This window comes from Deinococcus sp. JMULE3 (assembly GCF_013337115.1).
Lineage (GTDB): Bacteria > Deinococcota > Deinococci > Deinococcales > Deinococcaceae > Deinococcus.
In genome coordinates this window covers 277,453-291,498 of record NZ_SGWE01000004.1, presented here as the reverse complement: position 1 = coordinate 291,498, position 14,046 = coordinate 277,453, and the positions used below count along the sequence as shown (strand labels likewise).

Here is a 14,046-nt window from a genome sequence, read left to right as displayed (position 1 = left end):
TTGTCGGGTTTACTTGTCGGCGGGCTGGACCGTCACCGTGGCCGGGTAGGTCTCACTGCCGAGGCGGACGAACTGGGCGTCCAGGTACTTCTGCGCGGCGTCACCGGCCAGCTTCTCGCGGATCAGCGGCGCGGCCTCGTCGAGCGGCATGACCCCCCCCTCGGTGCGCTTCGTGACGAGCACGAGGTGCCAGCCGAACTGCGACTGCACGGTCTGCACCTGATTCAGCGGTCCTCTGAAGCTGGCCGCATCGAAGGACTCGACCATCTCGCCGGGACCGAAGCAGCCCAGGTCGCCGCCCTGCGGACCGCTGCCGGGGTCCTGACTCTTCGCCTTGGCGACGGTCGCGAAATCCGCGCCGCCCGCCAGGTCCCTGGCAATGGCCTGCGCCTCGGCCTGGGTGGGCACCAGGATGTGCTTCACGCACGCTTCCGGGTCACGCTGGAACTCGTCGCGGTACAGGGTGTACATGGCCGCCACGGTGGCGTCCCCGAACGTGAAGCGGTCCTGCACCGCCTGCAGGTACGCGTTCACGACCGCGCGGCGTTCCAGTTCGGCGCGCAGGTCGTCCGGGCTGGCGTACCCGGTGGCGGTCAGCGCCTCCTGGAATTCCGCGTCGGACTCGAAGTCCGCTCGGGCTTCCTGCACCTGCGCGTCGATCTGGGCGGCGTCCACCTCGCCGGACGACCGCGCCAGCTGCTCGATGGCGCGGTCCCGCGCGAACTGCTTCAGGAAGTCCGCGCGGGCATCCGCGAACTGCGCGAGGTACGACTCCTCGAACGGTAGCCCCTGCCCGTTCAGGACCTGCGCGACCGCCAGCCGGAACGCGCGGTTGTAGTCCGCCAGCGTGTAACTGACCGTCCCGACGCGCGCCACGATCACCGCGGCCGTCATCTCATTGCTCGCGGGCGCCGTGACCGGGGCGGGCGAGGTGACCGGGCTCGCGGGCGCGGTCGTGTCGGTCTGGGCCAGGGCAGCCCCGGACAGCAGCAGGGCAGTCAACAGGAGTTGTTTCACCCCGCCACTCTAGCGTCCCCGCGCGGCCAGACCGTGACACACGCGGCGGTCAGGGCAGACTGCTACAATCCCCCGCGTGCGCCTGAACCTCGTCGAAACCACCGATCCGCGCGTCTACGACGACGCCGTGCGGAACCTGCCCATCACCAGCGCCCTGCAGGGCTGGGGCTACGGCGAGGCCAGGCGGCAGCTGGGTCAGACGCCGGCCCGCTACCTGATCCAGCAGGAGGGCCGCACCGTCGGCGCGCTGCAACTGATCCGCAAACGGCTCGTGCCGGGCTTCAGCACCCTGTACGCCCCGCGCGGCCCCGCCCTGGAGAGCCTGGACCTGCTGCCGGGCGTGGCCGACGCCGTCCGGCGCGTGGCACGCCCCACCGACGCCCTGCTGAAGATCGAACCGCCCGTGCCGTTCCTGGCCGCCGAGGGCGTCGCCCTGCCCGAGGCGTACGGCCCGTTCCGCCGCGCGGACACCGAGCAGCCGGAACACACCATCGTCGCGGACCTGACCCGCAGCGAGGACGAACTCTTCGCGGGCCTGCACTCCATGGCCCGCCGGAACGTCCGCACCGCGCAGAAACTCGGCGTGGTCGCCGGACGGGACGACGACTTCGACGCGTTCTGGGAGATCTTCACTGCCACCAACGAACGCGCCCAGCTGGGGGCCTTCCCCCGCGAGTACTACGAGACCATGCTGCGCGAGGGGAACGCCCACGGCGGCGAGGCGTACATCGTCCTGTCCCGCTACCAGGGCCGCGCGCTGGCCGGAGGTTTCTTCCTGGCGATGGGCAAGGGCACGTACTACCTGTTCGGCGGCAGCGTCCGCGACGACCGCGTGAACGAGGACGGCAGCCCCCTGAAAGACGCCAAGGCCCCCGACGCCTTCTACTGGAACGCCATGCTGGACGCGAAACAGCGCGGCTACGAACTGTTCGACTTCTGGGGCATCCCACGCGTCCTGGACGAGAGCAAACACTCGTACGGGGTGTTCAAGATGAAACTGAAGTTCAGCGAGCAGCGCGTCTGGTACCCCGCGTACGACCTGAACCTGAACCCCGCCGCGCCCGCCATCGTGAAGGCGCTGCGCTGGCGCAAGACGCAGAACAACCTCCGCAAGCGCGGCAGCGCCGACGACGTGCTGTAAACGCCACAGAGAGGAGGCCCCCACCCGGCAAACGGTGTGGGGGCCTCCTCCTAATGGGATCAGCGGGGGCTGAGGTCGCCCAGCGCCACGCGCGGCGCCGCCTCCGAGAGGGTCGCGCTGCGCTCGTCGCTCGTCTCGCCACTCTCGCCGAACACGCCGTTGCCGTTCACGTCCGACCCCGCCACGACCCGGTACGTGCCCTCGCCCAGGAACGCCCGGAACGCCCCGGTGCTGTCCAGTGCCGGCTGGAAGCTCAGGCCGCGGCTGCTCTGCACGCGCACGCCCAGGCCGCTGCTCACCTGCGGGGCGTTCAGCGCCGCCGCCGCATTGATCATCCCGAAGCCGAAGCGGTCGTCACGGCCCGCCGCGCCCAGGTCCGTCGCGGTGCCGCGCAGGCGCGCCAGTGTATCGTCCGGCCCGCTCGTGACGCCCTTGCTGAGCAGCAGCGCCGCCAGCGCCGCCACCTGCGGACTCGCCTGACTCGTCCCGACCTCCGCCTCGTAGATGGGGACGTTCTTGCTGTAATTCCAGCTGGTGGACAGGATCATGTCCGGGAACGCCGCCCCGTTGAACGTCCCACCGTTGAAGGTCGCGCCGCTGCCAGGGTCCGCCCCGCCGGGCGCGGCCAGCTGCACCTGCGGGTACGCGTTGCTGAACGCCGAGTGCATCGGCGCGCTCGCGCCCGACAGGGTCACGCTGCCCACCGCCACCGCCCCGTCACACGCCGCCGGGTAGTACGGCGCCGTGCCGTACCCGTTCCCGGCCGCCGCGATCACCAGCGACCCCGCCGCGCGGGCCTCCGCGATCGCCTCGCACATGGGTTGCGCGTCCGCCGCGCTGATCGCGCCGCCCAGACTCAGGTTGATCACCTGCGCGGCGTGCGGCGTGCGGTACGTCACGCCGTCGATCGTGACCGGCAGCCCCGCCGCGTAGCGGATGCCCCGCGAGACGTCCGCTTCGGTCGCGTTCCCGGTCGCGTCGATCACCCGGACTGGCAGCACCTTCACGTTCGCCTTGTAGGCGGCGCCCACCACGCCGCTGGGACTGCACCCGGCGCACACGCCGCTGTTCTCGCCCCAGCGGGCCGCGACGATCCCGGTGACGTGCGTGCCGTGACTGCCGGTCGTGCGCCCCGGCACGGACGGATCGGTCGGATCGGTGTCCGCGCCGTCCCCGTCGCCGTTGGTCGTGTCCGTGATGACGTCCATGGCGCCCTCGCCCGGCCCCCACAGCGCCCCCGCGAGATCCGGGTGATCGAAGCGCACGCCGGTATCGATCACCGCGACCGTCACCGCGCGGCTGTACGCGCCGGTCTCCATGTCGCGCCACACCGCGCCGTACCCCAGCAGCGGGTACGCCCACTGCAGCGGCGCGAACTGATCGGTCGGCGTGACCGGCTGCGCGAGCGCCTGTGTGTTCATTGCCTGGGTGCGCAGCACAGCGTTCGGCACGGCGTACTCCACGTCCGGGTCGGCCCGCAGCGCTGCCAGTGCGCCCGGCACGTCCGCGACGTCCAGCGTGGCACTCCTCTCGCCCAGCGGCGCGTGCCGCCGCACGCTCAGGCCCGCCGCGCGCAGCCGCTCGATGCTCCGGGCCTCGGGCCCCAGTGCGCCGGACGCCCCGAGCCTCTGGGCACTCAGGCCCGCGCGGTACTTCACGATCACGCCCCGCGCTTCCGGCGTGACCGCCGCCGGGCCAGGCACGCTCGTGACGACGTCCGTTCCGGTCACGGCGACCGGCTGGGTCACGCGCCCGGTCAGTTCGTACTGCTGCGCCGTCACCACCCACGTCGCCGCGCCGTTCTTCGCGGTCGCGCCGTTCCCGGTCGTCCACGCGACCTTGATCACGCCGCTCAGCTGCGCCTGATCTGCCGTCACCGGCGTCGCGTCCTGCCGGACTGCCGCGACCGACAGCGCGATCGCCCCGGTGCCCGCCGAGCGCGACACCCGCACCCACGTCGGGTACTCCGTGATCCGCCAGCTGCCCGTGAACGGCACCGTCACGTCCTGCTGCGCGCGCAGCCCCAGCGCCACCGTGCGGTCCTGAACGCCCAGACCGCTCAGGTTCAACTGATCGCAGGCCGTCAGGGCCAGCGCCGCCACGAGCAGTCCCGCCTTCCCGAAGTGATGAGTCATGTACGCCACAGCATGCCGCAAGAAACCTGACGGCGCATGAAGTCCCGCCCGGAGGTGACGGCCCAGAGGTGATGGTCCGGAGGTGACGGCGCCGCCTCCGTGAATCCCGGCGCGCGGAGTGGCACAATGGGCCGCGCATGCCCAGCGGACGAGTGCACAACCTGATCAACATCGCCGCGTACAGCGTCCTGGCCGCCGGCGCCCTGTACGCCACCCGGCAGGACCTGCTGGTGGTCACGCCCGCCCAGGCGCTGAACTTCACGCTGGCGTACGCCGCCGGGACGTTCCTGCTCTCCCCGGACCTCGACCTCGCCGAGGGGAAGGTGGACAGCAAACGCCACTGGGGCGTGCTGGGCGTGCTGTGGGTGCCGTACGGGATGATGTTCAGCCACCGCGGCTGGTCGCACAGCTGGCTGATCGGCCCACTGACCCGCCTGCTGTACGTCGCGCTGATCACGGCGCTCATCGTGGGGCTCGTGCGGTTCGTCGCGCCGGACCTGCAGATGCCGACCATCCCGCAGCCCATCGCGTGGAAGGTCGTACTGCCCTTCCTGATCGGGTACTACCTCAGTCAGTGGCTACACCTGATCGCCGATGGCGTCCGGCCCGACCACGGCCTGCGCAAGGGCTACCGCAAGGTCCGGCGCCGATAACTGCCCCCCACCGAACGTTCACAGATCAACGCGTCCCCACGCGCGGCGCATGACGGACTCACGTAGGCTGGATACCCTCCGGATACCCACAATTCATCTCCCGGCCGGGTGAAGTCGGGACGGGACGCCCCGCCAGACGCGGGGCTTTTTCATGCGCCCAGTCAGGCTCAGGGTCATGCGGTCCGGCCACAGATGAACGCCCCGTTCATACATAGAGTTCCCCTCAAGGGCAGCTTCAGCCCCCTTGAGGCGCGTGTCATGGACAGCCGGGGCGCGCGGCGCACACTGGACCCATGAGCCTCCTGCTGATCATGGCCGCCCTGACCCTCCTGGTCATGCTCGTGTCCTTCGTGGTCATGACGCATGAGGACCGCGCGATCCTCCGCGAGATGGAGGACCTGCCCCTACGCAACCTCCAGGCCGGGGACTGACACCAACTCGCCACCCCGACTCACAATCCAGTCCATCCACGAGCCGCTGCCTGTGCCCTCACGCCCGCAGCGGCGTTCTGCTGCCCGCGCCGGAATTCATTACGTCCCCAGTAGAATGGCGGGTATGACCTCCGCCGCCCCCGACACCCTGGTGCTGATCGACGGCCACGCCCTGGCGTTCCGCTCGTACTTCGCCCTGCCGCCCCTCACGAACCGGCAGGGCGAGACCACCAACGCCATCCTGGGCTTTCTGCGCCTCACGCTGCGCCTCGCGCGGCAGCGCAGCAATCAGGTCATCGTGGTGTTCGACCCGCCCGTGAAGACCTTCCGGCACGAGCAGTTCGACGGGTACAAGTCCGGCCGCGCCGAGACGCCCGCCGACCTGCCAGGGCAGATCAACCGCATCCGCGAGATCGTGGACGCCATCGGCTTCCCCCGCCTCGAAGAACCCGGCTATGAAGCCGACGACGTGATCGCCAGCCTGACCCGCAAGGCCGAGGGCACCGGCATGCAGGTCCGGATCGTCACGAGCGACCGCGACGCGTACCAGCTGCTCGACGACCACGTGCGCGTCATCACGAACGACTTCCGCCTGATCGGCCCCGCCGAGGTGCTGGAAAAGTACGGCGTGACCGTGGGGCAGTGGGTGGACTACCGCGCGCTGACCGGCGACGCCAGCGACAACATCCCCGGTGCGAAGGGCATCGGCCCGAAAACCGCCGCGAAACTCCTGCAGGAGTACGGCACGCTGGAGGGCATCTACGCCGCCGCGAAGGCCGGCACGCTGAAACCGGACGGGACCCGCCAGAAACTCCTCGATTCCGAGGAAGCCGTGGAGTTCAGCCACCGGCTGTCGTGCATGGTCACGGACCTCCCGCTGGACGTGCAGCTCGGCGCGGGCCGCCTGCCGGGCAACCCGGAGAGGTTGCACGAACTGCTGACCGAGCTGGACCTGCACTCCATCAAGCGGGACGTGGCGGCCCTGGACGGCATCGAGAGTGTCCTGAGCGTCCCCGACGCGGTGCATGACACCACCCACCGCGACGCGCCGCACGACGCCCCAGACGCTGCTGCCGTGCCCGCCGTTCCGGCCCTGACCATCCAGACCGCCGAGTGGCGCACCCCCGCGCAGGGTGTCATCTGGGGGTACCGCCTATCCCGCGAGGACGACCTGACCGCCGCCCTCGTGGACGCCGCCACCCTCGAACTCGACGGCACGACCGGCACCGTCCGCACCGCGCCCACCACCGAACCCACCGAGTGGCGCAAAGCCGAGGTGTACGCCCAGCCCGGCGGCCTGTTCGACAGCCCGGACGAACCCGCCGCGCCCCTCACCAAAACCCAGCAGAAAGCCGCCGAGAAGGCCCGCAAGGAGCAGGAGAAAGCGGCCGCGAAACTCCGCGAGCAGTTCCCCGCCACGGTGGACGACGCGCAGTTCGTGGCGCAGCGCACCGTCACCGCCGCCGCCGCCAAGGCCCTCGCCACGCACCTCAGCGTGCGCGGCACCAGCGTGGAACCCGGCGACGACCCCCTGCTGATGGCGTACCTGCTCGACCCCGCCAACACCACCATGAGCGCCGTTAGTCAGCGGTATCTGAACGTTCCCTGGCCCGATGACGCCGCCGGACGCGCCGCGATCACCGGGCAGCTCCTCGACCTGCTGCCGCCCCTGCTGGACGACACCCGCCGCAAGCTGTACGACGACATGGAAAAACCCCTGTCCGCCGTCCTCGCCCGCATGGAAGTGCGCGGCGTGCGCCTGGACAGCGAGTACCTGCGCGGCCTGTCCGCCGCCACGGGCGCGCGCCTGAGCACCCTGGAAACCCAGATCCACTCGCTGGCCGGACGCGAATTCCAGATCCGCAGCCGCGACCAGCTCGAAGCCGTCCTGTACGACGAACTCGGCCTCGCCAGCGGCAAGAAGACCAAACTCACCGGCAAACGCAGCACCGCCGTCGCCGCCCTCGAACCCCTCCGGGACGAGCACCCCATCATCCCCGCCCTGCTCGAATACCGCGAACTGGAAAAACTGCGCGGCACGTACCTCGACCCCCTCCCGAACCTCGTCAATCCCCGCACCGGCCGCCTGCACACCACCTTCGCGCAGGCCGCCGTCGCCACCGGACGCCTCAGCAGCCTCAACCCCAACCTGCAGAACATCCCCATCCGCAGCGAGACCGGCCGCGAGATCCGCAAGGGCTTCATCGCCGACCCCGGCCACTGCCTGATCAGCGCCGACTACTCCCAGATCGAACTGCGCCTCCTGGCGCACATCGCCGACGACCCCCTCATGCAGCAGGCCTTCCAGGACGGCGCGGACATCCACCGCCGCACCGCCGCGCAGGTCCTCGGCCTGAACGAGGGCACCATCACGCCCGATCAGCGCCGCGCCGCCAAGACCGTCAACTTCGGCGTGCTGTACGGCATGAGCGCCCACCGCCTCTCGGGCGACCTCGGCATTCCCTACGCGGACGCCGCCGGATTCATCGAAACGTACTTCGCCACGTACCCCGGCATCCGCGCGTACATCGACCGCACCCTCGAATTCGGCCGCCAGCACGGCTACGTCGAAACCCTCTACGGCCGCCGCCGCTACGTCCCGGAACTCGTCGCCACCAACCGCACCCTGCGCGAAGCCGGGGAACGCCTCGCGTACAACATGCCCATCCAGGGCACCGCCGCCGACATCATCAAACTCGCCATGATCACCCTGGAACGCGAACTCCAGGGCACCGGCGCCCGCCTCCTGCTACAGGTCCACGACGAACTGCTCCTCGAAGCCCCCGAAGACAAAGCCGAGGAGATCAGCGACACCGTACGACGCATCATGGAAGGCGCCGCCAGCCTCACCGTGCCCCTCGCCGTCGAGGTCGGCGTCGGACCGAACTGGTACGACACGAAATAAAATTGCGGTGAGTCGCAGACGAACCCGACCGGAGGGAGGAGCAATCAAGGCGGGTTCAGGAGATGGACGGCTTCCCGGTGACGTTCCGGGAAGCCGGGAATCGGATGAATCCGCTCTGTGGGGGGTGGGCAGTGGGAACGGCCTACCCCCCTCACTCTTTCTTGGCGTTGAGGTCGCCCCAGTCGGGTGCGGGCGTACCCTGCGGGCATGACCATCCGCGCCCTCTTCTTCGACATCGGCGGCGTGCTGCTCAGCAACGGCTGGGACCGCGAGCAGCGTGCCGTCGTCGCCGCGCAGTTCGGGCTGGACGCCACGGACTTCAACGAGCGGCACAAGCTGGCCGTGCCCGAGCTGGAACTGGGCCGCATGACCCTGGACGAGTACCTCGAGCAGACCGTGTTCTGCCACCCGCAGACCTTCACGCAGGAGGAGTTCCGCGCGGCGATGGAAGCGCAGAGCACCCCGCACGAAGGCGCCCTGGCCCTCGCCCGCGACCTCGCAACGCGCCACCGCCTGTACGCCCTGAACAACGAGGGCCGCGACCTGAACGACCACCGCATCCGCACCTACGGCCTCAGCGACTTCCTGCTGGCGTTCTTCACGTCCTCCACGCTGGAACTCATGAAACCCAACCCCGCCATCTACCGCGCCGCCCTGACCCTGGCCGCCGTCGCCCCGCACGAGGCCGTCATGATCGACGACCGCGCCCAGAACACCGAAGCCGCCCGCCGGGTCGGTATGCACGCTGTCCGCTACGAGAACGCCGCGCAGCTCCGGGAGGAACTGGCGGCGCTGGGCGTGAAGTAAGCAGGCGTGTAAGCTTCAGATGGATGTCAAACCCTCGCCAGGACGCGAATCTTGCCCTCGTTGAACTCCTGCTTGAGCAGATAGAAAAGGATCCTGATCTGCGATTCGGGCAGCTGCTCTGGAATCTGGGCATCGTGATTCCAGATGCGGCAGGTGGAATCCTCGATCCACACGCGGAAGAGTCGCTTGTCACTCTTAACCGGGCCGTGCAACGGGTAGAACGACTTCGTCGCGCCGCAGAGTGAAGGGGGCGTGGCTCTCAGCTATGAGTGAGGAACGCCTTGACCGCGCCGAGGCTGCCGGTGTCGAGCAGCAGTTTCCCGCTGGGGCGGTGCAGCAGGGCGGGGGTGCGGGCTAGGCCGTGCGCGTCGGCCAGTGCGGTGAAGGCGTCGGGGTGCTGCTGGCGGTGCAGCACTTCGATCTGGTCGTCGAACGCGCCGCGCAGGGGCAGGGTCAGCATGCGCTTGAGGGTCTCGCACTGCGGACACTGGTCCTGCGTGAACAGCACGAAGGGTTTCGGGTCAGTCATGGGCGACCTCCTGAGCGGGCCAGAGTTCGCTGAAATCGTCATCCGTCAGTGCTTCGACGCGGAGTTTGGCGTAGCTGCTGCCCTTGGCGCTGAAGAAGTCGTGGGTGGTGCCGCGTGAGCGGATACCGTTCAGCACGACGGGATTCACGTCCTCGTCCGGGAAGCGGCGTTCCAGGCCCAGGTTGTCGGCCAGCACGTTGAAGTTGAAGCGGATGAACGTGGCGACGTCCTCCACGAGGTTCACGCTGCCGTACAGCACCTCGGTGTACGCCAGTTCGTTGCGGTACAGCGTGTCGAGGCTCGCCTCGTACCACGCGAAGGCCTGCGCCTGTTCCTCTTCGGTCAGCGCGGCGAACTTCTCCTGCGCCAGCAGCGCCACGTACACGCCGTGCACGGCCTCGTCGAGAATGATCAGGTTGAAGATCTCCCCGGCGGACACCATGCGGCCCTGCCCGGCCAGCAGCAGCGGGTAGTAGAAGCCGCTGTAGAACAGCGCCGTTTCCAGCATGCACGACACGACCATCTTCCGCCACAGGCCGAAGTCGCTGATGTCCGGGTCGCGGAACACGTCCTCGATGAACTGAATCTTGAACTGCAGCTGCGGCTGCGCCTCCACCCACGCGAACACGGCGCGTTCCTCGGTGGTCGTCAGGAACGTCTTGTTCATCAGGCTGTAGCTGCGCGCGTGAATGTCCTCCATCATCCCCTGGAACTGCAGGGTCGCCTTGCGGATGTGCCCGTCCACGAGGCCGCGCAGGGCGGGCATGCCCACCTCGCCCTGCAGCGTGTCCAGCGCGTTCAGGCCCGCCGAGGCGTGCATGTACGTCCAGCGTTCCTGCTCGGTCAGGCTCTTCCAGTGGATCGCGTCGTTCGTCAGCGGAATCTCGTCCGGGAACCACAGCTGGGACGTGTACTTCTCGTAGAACGTGACCGAGAAGCTGTCCTCGGGGTCGCTCCAGTTCGTGGCAGTAAAGGGGGCTCGGGTCATATCAGGTCTCACAGGGATTGGGATAGTTGGTGTTCGTGTGGGCGCGGCATTCCGTTCCACGGACGGGAGGACGGCACTCCCGCCCGTTCCACTTCACGCCGCTGCCGGGTCGGTTTCTCGCGCTGCTCGGGGCCTGCGGCCCGCCGGTCAGATGGCGCAGTTCAGGCACTCGTCGATGCTGACCTTGCGCAGGCGCGTGTAGTACAGCGTTTTCAGTCCTCTGGCGTAGGCGTAGAGGTAGTAGCGTTGCAGGGTGCGGGTGCTGGCGTTGCTGGGCACGAACAGCGTGCAGGAGATGCCCTGGTCGACGTGGCGTTGCGCGGCGGCGACGGTGTCGATGACGCGTTTCTGGTCCATGTCGTACGCTTCCTCGTAGAACCATTCGGTCAGTTCGTTCAGGTGGGGCATGGGGTAGATGGTGCGGGCCTTGTTGCTCGTGCGGGTCTCGACGCGTTCGGTGATGGGCATGATGCTGGCCGAGGCGTTGCTGACGTAGCTGATGCTGCCCGTCGGGGCGATGGCCATGACGAAGGAGTGCGCCAGGCCGTGCGTCTGGATGTCCTGCACGAGCGCCTGCCAGTCGGCGCGGGTGGGGAGGTCGTGCCCGTCGAACAGCGCGGCGACCTCGGGCGTGGTCGGCAGGAAGTCCTCGTGCAGGTACTGCGCGAAGTGCTCGCCGCTCTGATAGCGGCTGCCCTGGAAGCCCTGGAACACGAAGCCGGTGTCCCGCGCGACCTGCATGCTGGTGCGGCGGGCGTGGTAGTGCACGGCGGCGAAATACACGTTCACGAACTCCAGCGCCTCGGGGCTGCCGTACACGAGTTCGTTCTTCGCCAGGAACGAGTGCAGGCCCATCGCGCCCAGGCCGATGCTGCGCATCTCCTCGTTGGCGCGCTTCACGGCGGGCACCTCGTGGATGCTGGTCGAGCGGGCCACGTTGTCCAGCAGTTTCACCGCCGAGCGCACCACGCGCCCCAGGTCGCCGCTCGCGAGGCTCTGCTCGATGACCAGCGACGCGAGGTTGCAGCTGACGTCCAGGCCCACCTGATCCTTTTCCTCCTGCCCGTACGCGTGGAAGGTGCTGGGGAGGGTGGGTTGCAGGATCTCGCTGCACAGGTTGCTCATCTTGATCGTCCCGACGTTCGGGATGGGGTTCACGCGGTTCGCGTTGCCCTCGAACAGCAGGTACGGGTAGCCGCTCTCGCCCTGCGTGACGGCGATGTCCTCCAGGATGCGGCGGGGCGACACGAGTTTCTTGCGCAGGCGCGGGTTCGCGGCCAGCGTGTCGTACTCGCGGGTCCAGTCGATGCTGGTGAACTCCCGGCCGGTCTCCTGGAACAGCGAGTGCGGGTAGAACTGGTAGATGTCCTGCCCGGCGCGGGCCTTCTCCAGGAAGATGTCCGGGATGGTCGCGCCCATGGACAGGGTTTTCAGGCGGGCGTCCTCGTCGGACGCGATCTTCTTCGCGCTGAGGGTGTCCAGGAAGTCAGGGTGCATGACGCTCAGGTAGATCGCGCCCGCGCCGGGCCGCTGCCCCGCCTGATCCGCGTAGCGCAGCATGTTGTCCAGCATCTTCGCGACGCCCATGACGCCCTTCGTGACGTTCTGGATGCCGCGCAGACTCTCGCCGCGCGCACGCAGGTTGCTGACCTCCACGCCGATCCCGCCGCCGCCCTTGCTGAGTTCCGCCACGAACGACAGCGTCTTCGTGATCGAATCCAGGTTGTCCGTGCAGTCCTGCAGCAGGAAGCAACTCACCAGCCGCCCCGTGTTCGCCTTCCCGGAGTTCATCAGGGTGGGCGTCGCGGGCGTGAACGTCTGATTCACCAGATGCTCCACGAGTTCCAGTGCCTCGGGCAGGGACTCGCTGCGGGCCAGGGCCGTGACGCTCAGGCGGTCCTCGTACCGCTCCAGCCACTGCTTGCGGTCCGGGGTCATGGTCGCGTACTCGCTGTAGAACTTGAACGCCCCCATGAACGACCGGAAGCGGAAGTTCAGGCTGTACGCCCGCTCGAACACCGCGCGCACCTCCGACGGGCGGAACCGGGCAAACACCGCCGGGTCCCACACGCCCCGCTCGGTCAGCGTGGCGATCTTCTCCTCCAGGCTGGGGAAGGTCACGGTGTTCGGGTTGACCTTCTCGCGGAAGTACACCCGCAGCGCCTCCTGATCATGCGACGTGTCCACCACGCCGCCCGCGAGCACCTTGTTGTTCAGTTCAATCCAGGGATCCATTCGTTCGTCCTTTCCGCCCCCACGGGCGACACCCACGCTGCGCTCGATTCCTTACCCTGCCCCGCCAGCCACGCCAGCACCGCCGCGCGGTCCGCTGCCGTCCCGCCCTTGTTCAGCCGGGCCACCAGCGGGACCCCGAACTGCGCGGCGATCCGGTCGCCCGCCCGCCCGAAGTTCTCGCCCCAGTGGTAACTGCCGCTCGCCACCACGCCCCGCAGGCCCGCGCCGTGCTCGCGCAGGAACGCGGCGGTGCTGTCCGGCACCTGCCCCGACCCGAACGTGTACGTCAGCAGCAGGAACCCCTCGCCCGGCGCGGGCGGCGCGTCCCGCACCGACCCGACCGGCAGGCCCCCCGCCTCACGCGCCAGGGCCGTCGCGAACCGCCGCACGTTCCCCGTCAACGAATCGAAAACCAACCTCACGCCTCTGCCGCCAGAGGGGGCACGGGCGCAGGCTGCCCGTCCTCACCCAGCGCCACGAGCGCGAACGTCCCCGCGCACGCCAGTTCCCGCGTCTCGCTGTACATGTCCTCACGGAACACGTCCACCTGCACCGTCATGCTCGTCCGCCCGGTCCGCACCACGCGCGCCACGAGTTCCACCAGTGACCCCTGCGGAATCGGATGACGGAACTCCATGGCGTCCAGGTGCCGCGTCACGACCTTCTTCCGGCAGTGCCGGGTCGCCGCGATGAACGCCGCCGAGTCCATCAGGGACAGCGCCTCACCACCGAACAGCGTGCCGTGATGGTTCGTCAGGCCGGGGAAGACGACGTGCGTCACGCGAGTTTCACGCGGCGGCACGGGCGGAAGGCCGCCCAGCGGGGGACGGGACAGGGGCAGGGTCATGGAACACCTCTGGGGGGCTTCCGGTGAGTCGTCAGACGAACCCGAGCGGAGCGAGAGGAAGACGGGGAGGCCCGGCGGCGACGGAGGTGCAGGTTCGGCGGTGTTCCGAACGTGCGCCGCAGGCAGAGCGGGGCCGGGTCAGGGGCAGCGGGGCAGAGGGTGTCAGGTGATCAAGGGAAAACCGCCTTGTGCCCCTTGCGCGGGGGCCGTGATGTGGGCGTCTCTTCGCTGGGCGAGCGTTCGGACTGTGAACCGTGGCGCGACCGTGCCGGACTGAACCCCTGGTGGGGCGTGACCGGACTTCCCTCTGTTCCCGCGAAGTGCTGCGTGCGCAGCGACTGCCGGAGTCTACATGCGG

At 68.9% G+C, this 14,046-nt stretch carries 13 protein-coding genes; 5 read left to right on the top strand and 8 right to left on the bottom strand.

What is annotated here, in order from left to right; translation table 11 throughout:
- Positions 1-9: 9 nt before the first annotated feature.
- Positions 10-1,017, bottom strand: a complete 1,008-nt coding sequence (locus tag EXW95_RS04235; RefSeq protein ID WP_174366406.1) for a peptidylprolyl isomerase — start codon at positions 1,015-1,017, stop codon at positions 10-12.
- Between the two features lie 76 nt (positions 1,018-1,093).
- Here EXW95_RS04235 and EXW95_RS04230 point away from each other — a divergent pair, with 76 nt between their 5' ends.
- Positions 1,094-2,158, top strand: a complete 1,065-nt coding sequence (locus EXW95_RS04230) for a peptidoglycan bridge formation glycyltransferase FemA/FemB family protein (protein ID WP_174366405.1) — start codon at positions 1,094-1,096, stop codon at positions 2,156-2,158.
- 59 nt (positions 2,159-2,217) lie between these two features.
- Here EXW95_RS04230 and EXW95_RS04225 read toward each other — a convergent pair whose 3' ends face one another.
- On the bottom strand, positions 2,218-4,293 hold the full coding sequence (locus tag EXW95_RS04225) for a S8 family serine peptidase (RefSeq protein WP_174366404.1): 2,076 nt from the start codon (positions 4,291-4,293) through the stop codon (positions 2,218-2,220).
- A 137-nt stretch (positions 4,294-4,430) separates the two neighbouring features.
- Here EXW95_RS04225 and EXW95_RS04220 point away from each other — a divergent pair, with 137 nt between their 5' ends.
- The 4 genes from EXW95_RS04220 to EXW95_RS04205 all read left to right on the top strand — a co-directional run bounded on the left by EXW95_RS04220 (position 4,431) and on the right by EXW95_RS04205 (position 9,089).
- Complete coding sequence (locus EXW95_RS04220; RefSeq protein ID WP_174366403.1) at positions 4,431-4,946, top strand: metal-binding protein; 516 nt, start codon at positions 4,431-4,433, stop codon at positions 4,944-4,946.
- A 293-nt stretch (positions 4,947-5,239) separates the two neighbouring features.
- Positions 5,240-5,377, top strand: a complete 138-nt coding sequence (locus EXW95_RS04215; protein WP_174366402.1) for a hypothetical protein — start codon at positions 5,240-5,242, stop codon at positions 5,375-5,377.
- A 124-nt stretch (positions 5,378-5,501) separates the two neighbouring features.
- Complete coding sequence (polA, locus tag EXW95_RS04210) at positions 5,502-8,282, top strand: DNA polymerase I (protein ID WP_174366401.1); 2,781 nt, start codon at positions 5,502-5,504, stop codon at positions 8,280-8,282.
- 207 nt (positions 8,283-8,489) lie between these two features.
- Positions 8,490-9,089: an HAD family phosphatase gene (locus EXW95_RS04205; RefSeq protein ID WP_174366400.1), complete on the top strand. Its 600-nt coding sequence runs from the start codon at positions 8,490-8,492 to the stop codon at positions 9,087-9,089.
- A gap of 26 nt (positions 9,090-9,115) precedes the next feature.
- On the opposite strand, the gene EXW95_RS04200 is transcribed toward EXW95_RS04205, so the two are convergent.
- The 6 genes from EXW95_RS04200 to EXW95_RS04175 form a co-directional block, all read right to left on the bottom strand.
- Positions 9,116-9,262 carry a hypothetical protein gene (locus EXW95_RS04200; RefSeq protein WP_174366399.1) on the bottom strand — a complete coding sequence of 49 codons (147 nt, stop codon included), beginning with the start codon at positions 9,260-9,262 and terminating at the stop codon, positions 9,116-9,118.
- An 86-nt stretch (positions 9,263-9,348) separates the two neighbouring features.
- The gene (locus tag EXW95_RS04195) at positions 9,349-9,618 is read right to left on the bottom strand and encodes a thioredoxin (RefSeq protein ID WP_174366398.1); all 270 of its coding nucleotides are present in this window, start codon (positions 9,616-9,618) and stop codon (positions 9,349-9,351) included.
- The gene (gene nrdF / locus EXW95_RS04190) at positions 9,611-10,606 is read right to left on the bottom strand and encodes a class 1b ribonucleoside-diphosphate reductase subunit beta (protein WP_174366397.1); all 996 of its coding nucleotides are present in this window, start codon (positions 10,604-10,606) and stop codon (positions 9,611-9,613) included. Before nrdF ends, EXW95_RS04195 begins: the two co-directional genes overlap by 8 nt.
- Before the next feature lie 147 nt (positions 10,607-10,753).
- Positions 10,754-12,841, bottom strand: coding sequence for a class 1b ribonucleoside-diphosphate reductase subunit alpha (gene nrdE / locus EXW95_RS04185; RefSeq protein WP_174366396.1), 2,088 nt, complete (start codon positions 12,839-12,841; stop codon positions 10,754-10,756).
- Positions 12,820-13,263, bottom strand: coding sequence for a class Ib ribonucleoside-diphosphate reductase assembly flavoprotein NrdI (locus EXW95_RS04180; protein WP_174366395.1), 444 nt, complete (start codon positions 13,261-13,263; stop codon positions 12,820-12,822). Before EXW95_RS04180 ends, nrdE begins: the two co-directional genes overlap by 22 nt.
- Positions 13,260-13,688, bottom strand: coding sequence for an acyl-CoA thioesterase (locus EXW95_RS04175; protein ID WP_046844698.1), 429 nt, complete (start codon positions 13,686-13,688; stop codon positions 13,260-13,262). The genes EXW95_RS04180 and EXW95_RS04175 overlap by 4 nt, the downstream gene beginning before the upstream one ends.
- Between the last annotated feature and the right edge of the window lie 358 nt (positions 13,689-14,046).

Bases quoted from the DNA above. Each gene is read 5' to 3' on its own strand.
- EXW95_RS04175 (WP_046844698.1), bottom strand. From the start codon at position 13,688: ATGACCCTGCCCCTGTCCCGTCCCCCGCTGGGCGGCCTTCCGCCCGTG.
- EXW95_RS04195 (WP_174366398.1), bottom strand. From the start codon at position 9,618: ATGACTGACCCGAAACCCTTCGTGCTGTTCACGCAGGACCAGTGTCCG.
- polA (WP_174366401.1), top strand. From the start codon at position 5,502: ATGACCTCCGCCGCCCCCGACACCCTGGTGCTGATCGACGGCCACGCC.
- EXW95_RS04205 (WP_174366400.1), top strand. From the start codon at position 8,490: ATGACCATCCGCGCCCTCTTCTTCGACATCGGCGGCGTGCTGCTCAGC.
- nrdF (WP_174366397.1), bottom strand. From the start codon at position 10,606: ATGACCCGAGCCCCCTTTACTGCCACGAACTGGAGCGACCCCGAGGAC.
- nrdE (WP_174366396.1), bottom strand. From the start codon at position 12,841: ATGGATCCCTGGATTGAACTGAACAACAAGGTGCTCGCGGGCGGCGTG.
- EXW95_RS04225 (WP_174366404.1), bottom strand. From the start codon at position 4,293: ATGACTCATCACTTCGGGAAGGCGGGACTGCTCGTGGCGGCGCTGGCC.
- EXW95_RS04215 (WP_174366402.1), top strand. From the start codon at position 5,240: ATGAGCCTCCTGCTGATCATGGCCGCCCTGACCCTCCTGGTCATGCTC.
- EXW95_RS04220 (WP_174366403.1), top strand. From the start codon at position 4,431: ATGCCCAGCGGACGAGTGCACAACCTGATCAACATCGCCGCGTACAGC.